Consider the following 14,562-nt stretch of genomic DNA (forward strand, 5'->3'; position numbering starts at 1 on the left):
TTAACACTCGCGGTACCCTCGGAACACTCGCAGGAGATCAATTATGGTTCAAACGCTGCGCGCATCACCGGAATACATTGGCCGGCTCAAACAAGAGCAGGCACAGCAGAACGAAGTCCGCAGGATTGATCTGGTCAGCTTGCTGGACTGGACCTACGGCGAGCAGAAGGCTCATCTGGATATCGTGAGCGATGATGAGGCACGGCACTTCGATGTCCGGTGTGCGTTGAACTCACTAGAGCAGCTGCTGCATCTGCGCACCTTCGTGGATGGTGGCGGGCGCTCATGTGTGGAGCTGCATCCAGATGCCGAGGCCGTGCATGGCGCGGTGAAGGAGTTTGCAGCTCAGTCCGATGATTGCGCCTATGCCGCTGGTCTGCTGATCTACTACGGCGCAAACCGGACGCAGCCGGAAAAGCCAGCTCTGAGTGGCCGCAAGCTACAGGAAAAGCGCGATAAGACCGGACGCACGGTGATGAGCTACTGGCGGGCTGATGGTGAGGAGCTTTTTGCTCGCCCGGGTACAAAACTGCCAAAGCCTCACGACTATGACGGGCCGGGCTGCCGCGTTGGGCAGGCCTGTGAGCTGCAGGTGGTATCCGTTGAGAGTGATTTGGAAGAGTTTTTGCTGGAAACCTACACCTACTGGTGCGCAGCGCTCGAAATCATAAGCGGTGCGCTACCGATGTTGAAAACTCACAAACTCAAGAAGTTTCAATCACCTGAGTTCGATCGGAAGGCTGTGAGATTGCTCCAAATGAGCTCCGCGACTTGAAATGACCCGCGTCGTTTGACAGCCTGACAGCGGAAAGAAAACCGCCTTGAGGGACAACCTGCAGGGCGGTTTTTTATTGAAAAGCGCCACATCGCTTGTTTCCTAAGGCCTCAACATGTTCACAATTAGCTTTGACAAACGAGACTTGGATGACCTCATGCGTGGGCTTGGCAACTTGCCCGGTGAGATCAAAGGAAAGGCCATTGCTCGCGCCCTCAAACATACGACAGCAATTGCCAAAACTCGGGTAATTCGAAAGTCCGCGGCATCTACAGGAATGCGGCAAAAGGATATTCGCAGTGTAACCATTGCGGTGAACACAGGAGTAGATACTGCCAGTGTGATCATGCGCTCTGGTTGGATACCGCTCTACCAGCTGGGGAGCGCCCGCCAGACACGGGATGGTGTATCTGTTCGCAACTGGGGAACACACCAAGGCACATTCCTTGCCACGATGGCCTCTGGTCATGCCGGAGTGTTCAAACGATCAAGCGCAGCGCGCCTTCCGGTCCGCGAACTTTGGGGGCCAAACCCTGCTGCTGATGTTCAAAACCATGAAGATGAATTTATGGACGTGCTCGAAAGCGTCGCTGACGAAAAGCTGCGGCCTCGGCTGGAACACGAAATCGACCGGCTGCTCCGCTCGCTCTGAGGGCGCGGCGGCGGCTGAGAAAAAAAGGGACCGTACAAAACACCCTTTCCCCGCGGGGGGCGCAGCTCCCGGGGTTTCGTCAGTTTTACAGATTGAAAATTTGAGTTGTCAGGGTTGTTAGAGTTGCCAGCAACCGGTTGCCAAGGTTGCCAGAAGTGGAGGTTTTCAGATGCACGAAGATGCACCACTGGTGATGGCAACATTTGTGCAGGTTGCCGATCGGGACGGGGTCTCCAAATCAGCTGTTTCAAAAAACGTGCGCAACTACGCAGACAATCATAACTTGCCAGTTGAGCGGGATGGGCGCGGGCGGATCACATGCTTTTCGCTTGCCCACTATGATCACATCCGCTCCCGATTTTCTAATCCGCTGAAAACGACCACCAAGCTCCCCGCTGTTCCAACGGCACCAACAAGCCAGCCCTCGACAGAGGGGAGTATGCCGGCAGCACCCGGTGCCGATCCGCAAAGCTTGAACGAAGGTAAGCGTCAGGAAACATGGCTCAAAGTGCTCCGGCTCCGGCTTGCAATGCAGGAAGAGCTTGGAGCACTGGTGCGCCGCGATCTTATGGAAGATGCGCTCGCCAAAATGGGAGGCGAGATTAAATCTGTTGTTTCGCGGCTTCCCAACCGGGCAGATGACCTGGCAGCGCGTGTCACCAAGGATGGTGTCCATGGCCTGCGCCTGGCGCTGAAGGATGCTGCCTTTGAAGTTGCGCAGGAGATTGCCGAAGCAATGGAGGCTGCTTTTCAGGAAGCACCACAGTTTGATGATCTGCCAGAGGGCATGATTGGCACTGAAGCAAGTGCAGAAGAACTGATGCTTGCAGAGGAGCAACAGGAGGAACTCTAACGACAACAGGTGAGCTATGCAGGAAACTTTGGGAAGTTTGCGAGGAGCAAACACAAGAGTTTATGGTGCAGCTCGCCTCGTTACGCGAGTGCTTGCAAGAACGATCCGCCCTAAAAAGCCACTGCCGTTTCACGAATGGCTTCCCAAAAACATTGAGCTGGTGGACGGCCCAAGACGTGGAGAGCTTTGGAATGCAAAAGACGCTCCGTATTTGCCGGAAATCGCCGCGTGTCTGTCTGCTGATCACCCTTGCAACTATGTCTGTGTTCGCAAATCTCAGCAGACCGGTGTTTCCATTCTGGGGCTTTCCTGGAGCATCTACCTGGCGGAAAACGCACCCGACAATATTCTGTACGCTGTGCCAGGCGATCAGGCGCTGAAAGAAACCAATTCCATGAAGATCATGCCTTTGATTGAGGCATGGGAGAAGCGCACTTCCAAGCAGGTGATTGAACCGATTACAAGCCGCAGCGGTAAAGGATCAACCACCTTTGAGAAGAAGTTTCCAGGGGGCGCACTGTCGCTTGCTAATGCCAATTCGGAAATGGATCTTTCCTCCAAGACGATCAAGTATGGGGTGAAGGACGAGGTTTCCAAGTGGGAAGAGACGGACAATGGCGGAGATCCTGAAGAGCTTTTCTTTGGGCGCTTTACCGCCTTTCGCCGTGAGAAGTCCTATAAGATCTTTGCTCTTTCTACCCCGGAACATGATAGCGGTGATGAAGACGGAGAAGGTCCAGGTCATTGCCGTATCGACCGCGATTTCAAACGCTCAGACCAACGGTTTTGGCACATCTGCTGCCCTTCCTGCGACTTTGAACAACGGCAGGACTGGAGCGGCTTTCAGGTAAACCGCGAGAACCCAGAGGAAAGCACCTACCTTTGTGAGGAATGTGGCCACTCCATTACAGAGGCTGAGCGCGTTGTTGCTGTTCGCAAAGGGCAGTTCATTGCTACAAAGCCAGACGAGGGACGCCAGCCGGGTTTCCATGTGGATGCGTTTTGCTCTCTGATGATGAGTTACGGCGATATCGCGCGGGACTTCATCAACGCAGAAAAACGAAGTGAAGCAGCCAAAAAGAACTTCACCAATCTGGTGCTCGCCAAGGCTTACGCCATGCGTGGCAATGCTCCGAAACATGAACGGCTTATGGAACGGCGTGAACAGCTGGAGCGTGGGAAGATCCCGGCTGAAGGCCTGTTGTTTGTGGCCGGCGCGGATGTTCAGCACTACGGCATCTATGTAGAGGCGGTCGCCTTTGGAGATGACCGGCAAAGTTGGTGCGTGGATGCGCACTTTCTTGAAGGGTCAACGGATGACATCAAGGCGGGTGCATGGCTCAAGCTGGATGCGTTTTACAAGCAAGGCTTTAAGGACGCATGGGGCATGGAACGCCGGCTGGATGGTCTGGCGGTGGATGCTGGTGACAGTGGCCGTATGGAGCAGGTGCTGAGTTGGTGCAGAGCAAGGCCAGATACCTACGCCATTAAAGGTCAAGGGGGACGCGGTGTTCCAGCGATCGGGTTACCTCAAAAGAAGTCAGTCAACAAACGGGGCAAGCGCGTAAAGGTGCGTGGCTCTCAGCTTTGGCCGGTTGGAACATGGGGCCTTAAGCATGAGTTCTATGGCAGCTTGCATAAGTCTGGCATGGCAGCTGGCGCTGAGTGTGATCCACCTGGTTATTGTCATTACGGTGTTTGGCTGAATGAAGAATACTTTCTTCAAATCACGGCTGAGTACTTCGACCAGAAACTGGTGAAGGGCCGGTTGCTTGAGGAATGGAAGAAATCCCGGAAAGATAACCACTTCCTTGATTGCCGGATCTACGCCATGGCGATTGCCGAGCATTTGGGCCTGACTTCCAACACTGACAATGATTGGGCGCGGCTGCGAAAGCGGTTGGCGCCTGCAAAGGATCTGGACTTGCTTTCACCTGAAGCAGTCAAGGCAATTCAGGTCAGCACTCCCACCAAAACATCAGAGATAAAAGCAGCTCCCGCTCACGACAACGGATGGGCAGAGAGGCAGCAACGTATCAGGAAGAGGCGCGAGAAATGGCGAAACCGTTAAAAGCGCTTGGTCGGTTGCTTAACCGAGGCGGGAAATCAGCACCACCTGAGCAGGGAACAGGGCAGGTTGCAGTGCGCAGCGTCAGTCGATATCTGCGCGATACTCGCTCTAAGGTTCTGGCAACACGACCAGCTCCGCTCACAAACAGCCGGGATGATATTCGTTTGTCCTGGCGCCGCTGTGCGGGGCTGGCGCGTGACATCATTCAAAACTCAGGGCGGCTTAAAGGCGCTGTGGATCAGGTGATTGCAGATACGGTTGGCTCCGAGCTGCTGCTTAATCCCAAACCGGACTTACACGCTGCAGGCTATGATGCGCAGGAAACTGCTGATTGGTGCCGACTAGTTAAGCAACGTTGGAAGCGGTTTGCCTGGAACCAGGCTGAATGCGACATGCGCGGTAAGTTCACCCTGCCACAGTTGGTTGATTGCTCTTTGAGAGACTACATCACCTTTGGCGAAGTGACGGGCATGCTGGACTATATGGGCAGCGCTCAGCGGGCTCGTTACGGCATTAAGGCCGGAACGAAGCTCTGCCTGTTCTCACCGCAGAAGCTGGTTCAGGACACGCTGGAACATGACCGTTTGTTTCAAGGTGTCTACCATGATGAGAATGGCCGCCCGATTTCCTATCTGATTGAAGAGGCGAGAAACGGTCAAACCGTCAAGACAAGGTATAACGCTCGCGATCTGGCTGGGCGTGCTCAGGTCTTGCATATTTTTGATCCCACCTGTGCAAGCGATGTACGTGGGATTTCCGTTTTAGCGTCTGCCTTTAGAAAGCACATCCAGCACGAAATGCTTGAAGATGCCACGCTGCAAACCGCTATTTTGCAAACCCTGTTTGCTGCTGTTTTGAAGAGTGAGTTGCCATCAGAAGAAGCGTTTGCTGCGATCGACGCGATGCAAGACACCGAAGCCGGCAAGGAGTTCAAAGACTCTTTTTCTGATTATCTCCTAAGCACCTTGGATAAATCAGCAGAAAACTCCGTTCATTTGGGCAGTGATCCTACGGTGTCACATATCGCGCCTGGAGAAGATTTCGAAATCAAGACAGCTGGAACTCCAGGTCCTCATTACCTACCGTTTTCTGGTTCGCTTGGTCGGGAAATGGCTCGGGCGATTGGGATTACCTACGGTGGTCTCACCATGGATTATTCCAATGCCACTTACTCCAGTGTCCGGATGGAAAATGCAAGCATTTGGCCGGTCGTGACCAGGCGGCGAGAGCGCATTGCTGCGCCCACCTATCAGGCTGTTTACGAAAGCTGGCTTGATGAGGAAATCGGTGAAGAGCGTATCCCGTTCAAGGGCGGGTATGAAGCCTATTCGGCTTTGCGTGAAGAAGCGTCCTGGGCCCAGTGGCAAGGACCAGCCAAACCAACGGCAGATGATGCAAAAAGCGCTAAGGCTTCCAGCACCCGTTTGGAAAATGGCACCTCATCCCTTGCCCATGAATGTTCTGAGATGGGCATAGATGAAGAGGAGTTGTTTGAGCAGCGCCTCTCCGAGCACCGGCGCTATCTCGCTGAGGGAATGCGTTCACCCTATGAGCGAGTATCTTCACAGGCAACGGCACCAAACACTGATGAAGCACAAGGAGCTGCTGATGAGTGATCAGGTCAAAATAGGTTCTGACATGGTTTCCATCAATGAGCCATGTGCTGTTGCAACGGCGCTCCGCAAAATTGAGTTGGTTGTTGCCGCTGGTGGACGCCGTGAAACCGTCCGGTTTGGACGGGATGAAGTGACCTACTCAGCTGCCAATCTGCCTGCGCTGCAAAAGCTGATTGCTCAGTACGATGCCAAATGCAGCCTAGCTGCTGGCGGCAAGCTTCGCCGCCGGGCTCGCTCAGTTCGCTGGTGCTGAACCCACCCTTTAAGGATATCCAAAATGCCGGGAATTTTACAGGACGGCGAACTCATTCTTTATGGGTTCGTTGGCGAAAACTATTGGGATGAAGGCTTTACAGCATTGGAAGTGCTAAATGCTCTTGCTCTGCATGGCCGTGATGAGCCGATCACCGCGCGGATCAACTCAGGCGGTGGCTATACCGATGAAGGTATTGCCATCTTCAATGCTCTGAAGACGCACAAGGGCAAAGTGTCTGTCATCATCGACGCAATGGCAGCTTCAGCTGCCTCCATTATTGCCATGGCTGGTGATGAGCGCACTATGCGCACCGGGGCCATGATGATGATCCATGATCCTGCTGGAGAAAAACGCGGCACAGCAGCAGAGCACGAAGCGATGGGTGAGCTGCTGCACAAGCAAGCTGATTTGCTGGCAGGCATCTACGCAGATGTAACCGGCAAGACATCCGAAGAACTACGCCAAATGATGGTTGAAGAAACCTGGATGAATGGCAGTGAAGCCCAGGTTCAAGGTTTTGCAACCGTTGATGAGGCTGCTCAGGCAGTGAGTGTGTCTGCCTTTGACTACCGCACTTACAACTGTGCACCCGACACTTTGAAGCAACTTTCCAAGACAAAGAACTGGAGCGCTCAAGCTGAGCGCTCTCCGGCGGCATCCGTCGCACAAACGACTGTCAATCAGGAGATACAGCCTATGACGACACAACCTGCGGCGGATGCCAACTCCGCCAGCCCTAACACTGACAAGACGCAGTCAAACGCTGCCGATGAGGCAACAGCGGAACGTGAGCGCATCGGTAAGATCCTCAATTGTGCGGAAGCTGTTGGTCGCACTGAACTTGCGAAGTACCTCGCGTTTGAGACCTCAACGAACTTTGAAGATAGTCAAAAGGTGCTTGATAAGGCTGCTAAAGCTGGTGAGGGCAATGCGCCGAAGAGTGACGGACAAAGAACTCAGGCCAGTACTTACGAACAGCAGCGCCTATCTGCCAGTTCCCAAGCATCTAGTTACAGCAACCCATCAGATTTGACCGACGATGATAAAGGGACACGCCTGGTCAATCGAGCAAAGAGCATGTTTGGAGGTGCTAAATGAGCCAGTTGGCTGGAAGTACTAACCATGGAAAGTCTCCCGTCGATAATCTTCATGGCGGGAACGTTAAAACCCAACCCAACACAGTTGCCGCTGGTACTTACAAGCGCGGTCAAGTGCTTGAGTATGACAGCGCCAATAAGGTGTTTATTGCACTTACTGATGCGAGCAAGGCCAGTGTTGTGATGCCCGTTGGTATTACGCTGGAGGCTGACAGTTCCATGGGCGTTTACGTTCAGGGGGACGACTTCAATCTAAATGAAATGCATTTTGGCGCTCTGGATGCTGAAGCGGTGAAGCAAGCGCTGCGTGGCAACGGCATCTTGGCGCGTTACTGGCAGGTTGCTTAAGGAGAATACGCTCATGGATATTTACACCCTAAGCGATCTGATGACTGTGATTGAAACAATCTTCACGCCTAAACGTCACTTCATTGATAAGTTTTTCAAGCTTGAATATCTCTCAGATAAAGAAGAGATCCATTTTGACAGTGTGTTCAGAGATCAGGTGTCGCTTGCACCTTTCGTGATGCCACTGAATGCAGGTAAGCCTCAGGAACGTGCTGGGTACACGGCTAAGTCATTCAAACCTGCTTACGTGAAGCCGCTGAATGTGATCAAGCCCACAGATGCTATCACCCGTATGGCCGGCGAAAAGTTCTCTGGTGAGCTTACGGCTATGGATCGGTTTGAGCGTGCAGTTGCTCTCGCGCTTTACGAGCAGAAAATGCAGGTTGAGGCGCGATGGGAATGGCTTTGTCGTTTTGCTTTGAAAGATGGCAAAGTCACAATAGCAGGTGAAGACTATCCCGCTCGTCTGGTCGATTTTGGCCGTGCGCCTGAAATGGTGGACTTGATCACCGATGATGACCAGAAGTGGTCCAACCCCGACTATGAGCTTTTCTCCCTTTTGGAAGAAGGTTCTGCGGAGGTTGCTAAAAAGACCGGATCTCGGGCAACAGAAGTCTACCTCGCACCGGATGTGTGGCGACATTTCAAAGTGAACAAAAGCGTGAAGGCAGAAATGGATCTGACCAAGCGCAATGACAGCACTTTGACGGCGTCTCCATCTGCAACAGACCCGGAAAATCCAGTTGAGTTCAAAGGGACGGTTGGCAACTTTAACATCTATGTCGATCACAGCACTTACCGGGATGTTGATGGGACAGAAAAGCCATATCTGGAATCTGGTGAAGTCATGCTGATTGCGTCAGTTGGTGAAAGTGGGACCTCTGGTGTTTACGGGGTTCGTGCATTTGGCACCATTATGGACAAAAAGGCAGGCCTTCAGGCGATGCCTATGTTCCCCAAAGTTTGGGAACAGGACAATCCGTCCATTGATCAGGCAATGACGCAATCAGCGCCATTGATGATCCCAGGTCGTCCAAATGGTGTGAAAGTTTGGAAAGGGGTGGTCTGATGGCAGGAGCTGGCACAGTCAAGATTGCAACTGCCCGGTTGCTGACCTCAAAAGGCGTCATTAAACCGGGCGAGCAACTGCCAACAGGTTTGAAGAAGGCTGAGCTAAGTAAACTGGATGCCTTTGGTGGGCTTGCAGAAGTTTCTCTGCCGCCTAAACCAGCGGCAACGCAGAGTGACAACTCTGGTTCTCAGAGCGGTAAGTCAGCTCAGGACCTGTCTACTGGCACTGGAGCAGGTGATGGCTCTGGTGGCACGAAGCCTGAGGATCAGACCAGCACCGATGGTTCGGCTCAGGACTGATCATGTCTGAGCTTGATGACCTTCGGGCCGAACTCACCGAAGAGGTGGATGACGTCATGGGAGAGCCGGTTTTACTGGCTTTCCTTGACGGTGAGCAGCGCAGCGATCCGGCCCGCGAAAATACGGTGGTGAATGCGGTTTTGCGCTGTGATGCAGGGCATGCGTTCAATCTTGCTAAGGGATCGAAAAAAGAGCGCACCAGCCTTTCTGCAGAGCCATCTTTCTTGGAGCTTTCCCGCTCTGACTATGGCGGACCTATGCCCAAGACCGGGGATAAAGTGCAAGCGCTTTCCCGTGCTGGCCTCCCGTGGTTTGAAGTCCTTGATGTTTCTGATCGCGGTGCGTCCCGCATTATTCTTGAACTCGGAGAAGCCTAATGTCGCTTGCCCGTATTGCATTGCGTCACTGCGCCGTAGAGGCGCTAAAAACAGCTGGAACACTAGTTGGTAACAACATCCTTGATAGCAAGGTGGCTGCGCTTCAGGTGAGTGGTGATGGAAGTTTGCGCACCGATGAGGAAGGCCCTTTTATTGCCGTTTACACGGATGTTTCTAATTCGGGCGAGTTGGGTGGTCGCTCGCTGCGCGTAAATGGTCACCTGGATCTGGTATTTAATTTCGGCATTACAGCTGCGATGACCCAGACCAACGAGAAGGGTGAGAGTGTTGTCGTTGGGCTGGAGGTGCCTGCAACAAGTCCCAACTTTGAGTTCTTTCTTGATGCTTTAACGCGGCAAATCAAGTTTGCTCTTCTTGATCCTCAAAACCATTGGTCTGAGCTGCTTAAGGGATTTGCTCCAGACTTTCGAGCTTGTGAAGAGCTGCGCCATGGCAATGCCCGTGATGGGGTGCGGCTGGTGAGTGGTCAGTTGCGGCTAACCGTTGAGCTGGTTGCAGACCCTGTTCCAGGAGCAGCACTGCCTGAGGCCGGGATTTGGAGCCGGTTTCTAGCAAAGCTTGCTGAAAGTGATCCGGAACAATGTGAGCGCTTGCAAGGTTTGCTTGCCTGGAACGGTCGGGAACAGGATGACCGGCTTTCCTTCCTTCATGGGCTATCTGGCCTTGAAGCGGATGCCCTAAAACTGACCAGCGCTTCCAAGATCAATCCTTCAGCAACATTTTCCAGCGAACAACCGGAAGGCACACTTAGCGCCGGTTCCCGGTAACTTGGAGCACGCGCAATGTCGCAGGACCTGCCAGACTTAATTGCTGAACTGCATTTCGAGATTGCCGAGATCAAACGGCGACTTGCTTCGCGCACGCGGGAAGGGGTGATTTCTGAAGTTGATGCAGCCAAAGGCAAAGCACGGGTCAGGCTGACAGATTCAGATACTCCCATGCTTACGGGCTGGCTACCCTGGACCGAGCCAGCAAGCGGCGCCAATAAAACCCACAATCCGCCTTCGATTGGTCAGCAAGTCTCACTGACCAGTGAGAGCGGTGATTTAACCGATGCCCGCATTGGGTCTGCGCTGCCAAGTGAAGACAATCCCAGACCGAGCGCAAAAGGAGACGACCATGTCCTGGCGCAGGCTGGGGCTACAAAAATTATCGTTTCAGGTGGTGGCGATAAACTCCAGCTCAGTGTTGGGAATGCGTCCATTGCCTTGGTTGATGGGCGGATGACTTTCAGCGTTGCTGGTACGTCCATCACCTTGACGCCTTCAGGCATTGAGGCCGCAGGCGATGTGGATTTGAACTTCGGCTATGTGAAGTCGGAAGGCACCACAATAGACCACACCCACATTCATTCTGGAGTGACACCTGGTCCATCTAAGACCGGGGCTCCTGTCTAATTGGAGGATACTATGGAAAAAAACCGCTACCGTGTTTTGCGTGCAGGCTTCTTGCATGGAACCTATCGCCGGGAAGGCGAGGAAATTGAGTTGTTTGAAAAACAGGCTCAAGTTGATCTTCCACCTCTTGGTAGCCGGCTTGCAGAAGTAAACGCGAAGACCACGAAACCGGCCCCTGCTAAAGGCAAGGCCACCTCTCGAAGAGCTGACTAGAATATGGCCGGTAAGGACTTAAGTGAGATAACGGGCGGGGAAGTTTCTGGCTGGGCTCATGTGGTCCAGTCCATCAACCGGCTGTTCTCAACTCCAAAAAATACGCGGGTTTTCTTGCGTGAGTTTGGTTCTGACCTGCCAAACCTGGTGGATGTTCCCTCAAATGATGCTGGCATTCTGGCGCTGTTTGTAGCTGTCGCAACTGCCCTGGAGCAGTGGGAGCCAAGGTTTTCTTTAAGCTCCCTAAACGTATCACAGGCTGAACCTGGCAAGATCCTCTTGAACCTGGTTGGCATCTATTTGCCAAGAGGCCATTACGGCGACACCACGCCGGAAAGTGGAGAGCAAACCTTATCTGTGCCGATCTCTGGCCTTTAACTCCCGACATCAGGATAACACCATGAGCCGCTTTGCTGCGCTTGATCTGGCGACACTGCCGGAACCCTCCGCTGTGGTGGAACTGGACTATAATGCTTTGCTTGAAGCACGCCTTGTTGAGCTGGACCGTCATTTGCGTGATGGCCGCTTTGAACAGGCTGAAGCTGATGAGATCATGGCACTGGCGCGCTCCATTGCAGCATCGCCCGCCCGCTATTTAAGTGAGGCAGGAGCATCGCGCGAGCTTTACATGAATGCGCGCATCAATGCGGCGGTGAAATCAGTTCTGCTTGCAACGGCAACTGGATCTGATCTTGACCATCGCGGAGCAGGGCGGGGCGTTGCCCGCTTGGTTCTGGATGACAGTGACCCTGAAAATACCATTTATGAGGATGACGAGAGTTATAGGGCACGCATTCAGCTGGTGCTGGAAAGTTACTCTCCCTATGGGCCGGAAGGCGCATACGTCTACTGGGCTTTGCAGGCCTCCGGTGATGTGCTGGACGTTGTGCCTTATGGGCCTGATGACAATCTGGACCCGCCAATTCCTCCTGCTGAGCCCGTGATTTGTGTTCTTTCCAGAATTGGGGACGGGGTCGCAAGTAATGCTCTGTTGGAGAGCGTTTATCAGAACCTGAAATCAGACAAACGCAGGCCAGTGGGTGACAAGTTGACGGTTATCTCTGCGACACCTGTTCACTATGAAGTTGAAGCTGAGCTGCAAGTTGTGTCAGCTTCAACTGCTTCCATCGTTGAAGAACAAGCGCAAGCAACCTTGCAAAAGTTTATTTCAACGCGCCTTGCCATAGGTCGCCCGCTCTATCGCACCACACTTGCGGCGGCATTGAAAGTTGATGGTGTGGAGGAGGTGATCATCACCAAGCCTGCGGCTGATGTGATGGTCGGGCCTTTTGAAGCGCCTTACGCCTCTTCTGTCAAAATCACCGTTACCTCCATCACCGGAGGCTGGCGCAATGTCTGATAAGGCTCTCCGCCAAACTGTGCTGCCGCCGAACTCTGCTGACATAGCTGTGGCAATGGACCTTGTTGAAGACCGTATGTCTGGTCTTCCAGCTGGTGTTATTCGCGATTGTCTGGACCCTTTGAAAGCACCTGCAAGCCTGCTTGATCATCTGGGCTGGGAGCTTTCCGTTGATGTGTGGGACCGGGAATGGCCTGAGCAAGTCAAACGCCGTGTGCTGGCTGTCTCGGAAGAGGTGCACAAATACAAAGGCACCCCTTACTCAATTAAGACTGCCCTCACAGCTCTTGGGGTGGCAGCGCACTTGCTGGAATGGTGGCAAGAGGGCGGTTCCGGCGTTCCTGGCACGTTTGAGATTACTGCTTATGCCAATGAGCAAATCTTTGCTGATGGGCCGGTTCTGGATACACGATTGCAAGAAAATATCCTGAGCACAATCTCAGCAACTAAACCAAAATCGCGGGGCTTTAGTTTCCAGATTGGGGCACAGTTTGAGACGTCGCTCAGTATTGGTCTTGCAGGCCGGTCTAATGCCTTCACGCAGCCGATGGGCGCAATGGTTTTGCCCGAAAGTGGAGCTACGTTGAGCGCAGGCACAATGGCGCGTGGTGTTGCCTTCCTGGCGCAAACAGTTGAGCCGGTTCTCCCGCAAATGGGGGCCGTTCCTGGTTGTGCCGCAACTGGTCGCGGGCATTCCTTTCTTTCACTTCATGGAGAGCTTTTGACATGAGCCTTAAGGCCATTAATCCAACACTTACGCGCGCTGGCATGCGATCCATCTTTGATGCCTCAGACGCTGGCCTTCATGCCAGGATCACACACCTGGCGTTTGGTGCCTCGCGCTACACTCCAACGGGTAATGAAAACAGTCTGAAATCAGAAAAGGCCCGTGTTGAGATTGTTGGGTCTCGTTATCTGGATGATTTCCAGATGGAGATCACGGCCAAGATTGACGGGGACACCGGGTTCACATTGGCAGAGCTGGGCGTGGTGCTTGAGGATGGCACCTTGCTTGCTGTCTGGTCAGACCCTGACACGCCATTAGCGCAATACACTCCCGGTGTACCAATTGCGTTTTCCTTTGTGCTGGCGCTTGTCGCGCTTCCTCAGGGTGTCATTCAAGTAACTGGTGATGTGGATCTTCAGATCTTCTTTGGCGAAGAGTTTGCCAGCCTCGGTTCGGCTTTGATTGGCGAACAGCTGCGCAACCTTATGCTCTCTGAGCGCATGAGTCAGCTGGAAAAACAACGATCCGCAACTCTCGCACTCACCGCAAATACCAACCAACTACAGCAGGTCATTGAGCATCAGCAACAGCAGATTAATGACCTGCTCCCCCTCATTACCAACACCGGGGCACTAGCACTTACCAATGCCCAAAACATCTTTAAGACAAAGGAGATCCTGCAATGAGTTTGACGGGTGAAATCACCAAGCTGGTTGGCAAGGCGACAGAGCTGATTGATACGTTTGAAGCAAAAGAAACTGAGATTGATCATAAGGTTCAGGCCGCTGTAGCTGCGTTTCCTGAAACACATAAAATACTTTATGTGGATGCGTTCAATGGTGACAATAGCAACCTTGGTACCGTTGAGGAGCCTTTGCTTACCCTGCAAGGGGCCATTGAGCGAGCTCCAATCAATGGCAGCGCTGACATCTACCTGCTCTCAGACATCACTTTACCACCAGAGCGCTATTCTCTTCAAAACAAGAGCATTCAGATCTACGGCCACAGGGCGCCAAGCGGAAAGGCTAAACTCAAAGCCTCTGTCTTCGAGAAAGATGGGTCTGCTTATCTGTCTGGCTGGAATACGTTTGGTTTGAATGCAGGGTTCATGCTCCGCTTCGTCAATATTGAATTTCCAATCTACACCGGTGACCTGCCCGGTTATCATCGCTATCGTTCAATTCTGGGCAATTTTTCTGGATATGTTCAAACGCTTTCTCATTTTGCCATCTCTGATGCCGAGCTGATTTTTCCCAATGAAAATGGCTTTGGTTGGCTAGCGTGTGCAACCCATACGGGTCTGGTTTTTCTGGGTAATAACGTCGTCGATGTGAACGGGAACATGTCGGGCCAATACGTGGATGGCGCCGATGCTGAGGACCCGTCAAACACCACACAACTCATCACTAATCTGGCAACGCTCTAAGG

19 protein-coding genes are annotated in these 14,562 nt (G+C 53.0%); all 19 read left to right on the forward strand.

Annotation, left to right across the window (positions count from 1 at the left end):
• The first annotated feature begins 43 nt into the window (after positions 1–43).
• On the forward strand, positions 44–775 hold the full coding sequence (locus PsAD13_RS12925) for a hypothetical protein (protein WP_063288254.1): 732 nt from the start codon (positions 44–46) through the stop codon (positions 773–775).
• Between the two features lie 115 nt (positions 776–890).
• Complete coding sequence (locus PsAD13_RS12930) at positions 891–1,427, forward strand: phage tail protein (RefSeq protein WP_063318411.1); 537 nt, start codon at positions 891–893, stop codon at positions 1,425–1,427.
• 169 nt (positions 1,428–1,596) lie between these two features.
• Complete coding sequence (locus PsAD13_RS12935) at positions 1,597–2,280, forward strand: hypothetical protein (RefSeq protein WP_063318412.1); 684 nt, start codon at positions 1,597–1,599, stop codon at positions 2,278–2,280.
• A 16-nt stretch (positions 2,281–2,296) separates the two neighbouring features.
• Complete coding sequence (locus tag PsAD13_RS12940; protein WP_063318413.1) at positions 2,297–4,351, forward strand: terminase gpA endonuclease subunit; 2,055 nt, start codon at positions 2,297–2,299, stop codon at positions 4,349–4,351.
• Positions 4,336–5,967 carry a phage portal protein gene (locus tag PsAD13_RS12945; RefSeq protein ID WP_063318414.1) on the forward strand — a complete coding sequence of 544 codons (1,632 nt, stop codon included), beginning with the start codon at positions 4,336–4,338 and terminating at the stop codon, positions 5,965–5,967. Before PsAD13_RS12940 ends, PsAD13_RS12945 begins: the two co-directional genes overlap by 16 nt.
• A complete protein-coding gene (locus PsAD13_RS12950; RefSeq protein ID WP_153040889.1) occupies positions 5,960–6,220 on the forward strand; it encodes a hypothetical protein in 261 nt (86 codons plus the stop codon). Before PsAD13_RS12945 ends, PsAD13_RS12950 begins: the two co-directional genes overlap by 8 nt.
• Before the next feature lie 24 nt (positions 6,221–6,244).
• Entirely contained in the window at positions 6,245–7,321 is a 1,077-nt protein-coding gene (locus tag PsAD13_RS12955; protein ID WP_063318415.1) for a head maturation protease, ClpP-related, read from the forward strand.
• Positions 7,318–7,668 (forward strand): hypothetical protein, encoded by a 351-nt coding sequence (locus PsAD13_RS12960; RefSeq protein ID WP_063318416.1) that lies wholly within the window; start codon positions 7,318–7,320, stop codon positions 7,666–7,668. The genes PsAD13_RS12955 and PsAD13_RS12960 overlap by 4 nt, the downstream gene beginning before the upstream one ends.
• Positions 7,669–7,681: 13 nt before the next feature.
• Positions 7,682–8,737 carry a major capsid protein gene (locus tag PsAD13_RS12965; protein ID WP_063318417.1) on the forward strand — a complete coding sequence of 352 codons (1,056 nt, stop codon included), beginning with the start codon at positions 7,682–7,684 and terminating at the stop codon, positions 8,735–8,737.
• A complete protein-coding gene (locus PsAD13_RS12970; RefSeq protein WP_063318418.1) occupies positions 8,737–9,039 on the forward strand; it encodes a hypothetical protein in 303 nt (100 codons plus the stop codon). The genes PsAD13_RS12965 and PsAD13_RS12970 overlap by 1 nt, the downstream gene beginning before the upstream one ends.
• 2 nt (positions 9,040–9,041) lie before the next feature.
• Entirely contained in the window at positions 9,042–9,416 is a 375-nt protein-coding gene (locus PsAD13_RS12975) for a hypothetical protein (RefSeq protein ID WP_063318419.1), read from the forward strand.
• Positions 9,416–10,204, forward strand: coding sequence for a hypothetical protein (locus tag PsAD13_RS12980; RefSeq protein WP_063318420.1), 789 nt, complete (start codon positions 9,416–9,418; stop codon positions 10,202–10,204). Before PsAD13_RS12975 ends, PsAD13_RS12980 begins: the two co-directional genes overlap by 1 nt.
• A 15-nt stretch (positions 10,205–10,219) precedes the next feature.
• The gene (locus tag PsAD13_RS12985) at positions 10,220–10,834 is read left to right on the forward strand and encodes a phage baseplate assembly protein V (RefSeq protein ID WP_063318421.1); all 615 of its coding nucleotides are present in this window, start codon (positions 10,220–10,222) and stop codon (positions 10,832–10,834) included.
• 12 nt (positions 10,835–10,846) lie between these two features.
• Entirely contained in the window at positions 10,847–11,047 is a 201-nt protein-coding gene (locus PsAD13_RS12990) for a hypothetical protein (protein WP_063303713.1), read from the forward strand.
• A gap of 3 nt (positions 11,048–11,050) precedes the next feature.
• On the forward strand, positions 11,051–11,425 hold the full coding sequence (locus tag PsAD13_RS12995; RefSeq protein ID WP_063318422.1) for a GPW/gp25 family protein: 375 nt from the start codon (positions 11,051–11,053) through the stop codon (positions 11,423–11,425).
• A 22-nt stretch (positions 11,426–11,447) separates the two neighbouring features.
• Complete coding sequence (locus tag PsAD13_RS13000) at positions 11,448–12,407, forward strand: baseplate J/gp47 family protein (RefSeq protein ID WP_063318423.1); 960 nt, start codon at positions 11,448–11,450, stop codon at positions 12,405–12,407.
• The gene (locus PsAD13_RS13005; protein ID WP_063318424.1) at positions 12,400–13,137 is read left to right on the forward strand and encodes a phage tail protein I; all 738 of its coding nucleotides are present in this window, start codon (positions 12,400–12,402) and stop codon (positions 13,135–13,137) included. Before PsAD13_RS13000 ends, PsAD13_RS13005 begins: the two co-directional genes overlap by 8 nt.
• Positions 13,134–13,820, forward strand: a complete 687-nt coding sequence (locus PsAD13_RS13010; protein WP_063318425.1) for a phage tail protein — start codon at positions 13,134–13,136, stop codon at positions 13,818–13,820. The genes PsAD13_RS13005 and PsAD13_RS13010 overlap by 4 nt, the downstream gene beginning before the upstream one ends.
• Positions 13,817–14,560, forward strand: coding sequence for a hypothetical protein (locus PsAD13_RS13015; protein WP_063318426.1), 744 nt, complete (start codon positions 13,817–13,819; stop codon positions 14,558–14,560). Before PsAD13_RS13010 ends, PsAD13_RS13015 begins: the two co-directional genes overlap by 4 nt.
• Positions 14,561–14,562 lie beyond the last annotated feature (2 nt).

The organism is Pseudovibrio sp. Ad13 (assembly GCF_001623225.1).
In the GTDB taxonomy this organism is placed as follows: domain Bacteria; phylum Pseudomonadota; class Alphaproteobacteria; order Rhizobiales; family Stappiaceae; genus Pseudovibrio.

Excerpts from the sequence above, each read along its gene's own strand:
- PsAD13_RS13000 (WP_063318423.1), top strand. The coding sequence starts at position 11,448 with ATGAGCCGCTTTGCTGCGCTTGATCTGGCGACACTGCCGGAACCCTCC.
- PsAD13_RS12955 (WP_063318415.1), top strand. The coding sequence starts at position 6,245 with ATGCCGGGAATTTTACAGGACGGCGAACTCATTCTTTATGGGTTCGTT.
- PsAD13_RS12935 (WP_063318412.1), top strand. The coding sequence starts at position 1,597 with ATGCACGAAGATGCACCACTGGTGATGGCAACATTTGTGCAGGTTGCC.
- PsAD13_RS12980 (WP_063318420.1), top strand. The coding sequence starts at position 9,416 with ATGTCGCTTGCCCGTATTGCATTGCGTCACTGCGCCGTAGAGGCGCTA.
- PsAD13_RS13015 (WP_063318426.1), top strand. The coding sequence starts at position 13,817 with ATGAGTTTGACGGGTGAAATCACCAAGCTGGTTGGCAAGGCGACAGAG.
- PsAD13_RS12930 (WP_063318411.1), top strand. The coding sequence starts at position 891 with ATGTTCACAATTAGCTTTGACAAACGAGACTTGGATGACCTCATGCGT.
- PsAD13_RS12950 (WP_153040889.1), top strand. The coding sequence starts at position 5,960 with ATGAGTGATCAGGTCAAAATAGGTTCTGACATGGTTTCCATCAATGAG.
- PsAD13_RS12990 (WP_063303713.1), top strand. The coding sequence starts at position 10,847 with ATGGAAAAAAACCGCTACCGTGTTTTGCGTGCAGGCTTCTTGCATGGA.
- PsAD13_RS13005 (WP_063318424.1), top strand. The coding sequence starts at position 12,400 with ATGTCTGATAAGGCTCTCCGCCAAACTGTGCTGCCGCCGAACTCTGCT.
- PsAD13_RS12970 (WP_063318418.1), top strand. The coding sequence starts at position 8,737 with ATGGCAGGAGCTGGCACAGTCAAGATTGCAACTGCCCGGTTGCTGACC.
- PsAD13_RS12985 (WP_063318421.1), top strand. The coding sequence starts at position 10,220 with ATGTCGCAGGACCTGCCAGACTTAATTGCTGAACTGCATTTCGAGATT.
- PsAD13_RS12925 (WP_063288254.1), top strand. The coding sequence starts at position 44 with ATGGTTCAAACGCTGCGCGCATCACCGGAATACATTGGCCGGCTCAAA.
- PsAD13_RS13010 (WP_063318425.1), top strand. The coding sequence starts at position 13,134 with ATGAGCCTTAAGGCCATTAATCCAACACTTACGCGCGCTGGCATGCGA.
- PsAD13_RS12960 (WP_063318416.1), top strand. The coding sequence starts at position 7,318 with ATGAGCCAGTTGGCTGGAAGTACTAACCATGGAAAGTCTCCCGTCGAT.
- PsAD13_RS12945 (WP_063318414.1), top strand. The coding sequence starts at position 4,336 with ATGGCGAAACCGTTAAAAGCGCTTGGTCGGTTGCTTAACCGAGGCGGG.
- PsAD13_RS12965 (WP_063318417.1), top strand. The coding sequence starts at position 7,682 with ATGGATATTTACACCCTAAGCGATCTGATGACTGTGATTGAAACAATC.
- PsAD13_RS12975 (WP_063318419.1), top strand. The coding sequence starts at position 9,042 with ATGTCTGAGCTTGATGACCTTCGGGCCGAACTCACCGAAGAGGTGGAT.
- PsAD13_RS12995 (WP_063318422.1), top strand. The coding sequence starts at position 11,051 with ATGGCCGGTAAGGACTTAAGTGAGATAACGGGCGGGGAAGTTTCTGGC.
- PsAD13_RS12940 (WP_063318413.1), top strand. The coding sequence starts at position 2,297 with ATGCAGGAAACTTTGGGAAGTTTGCGAGGAGCAAACACAAGAGTTTAT.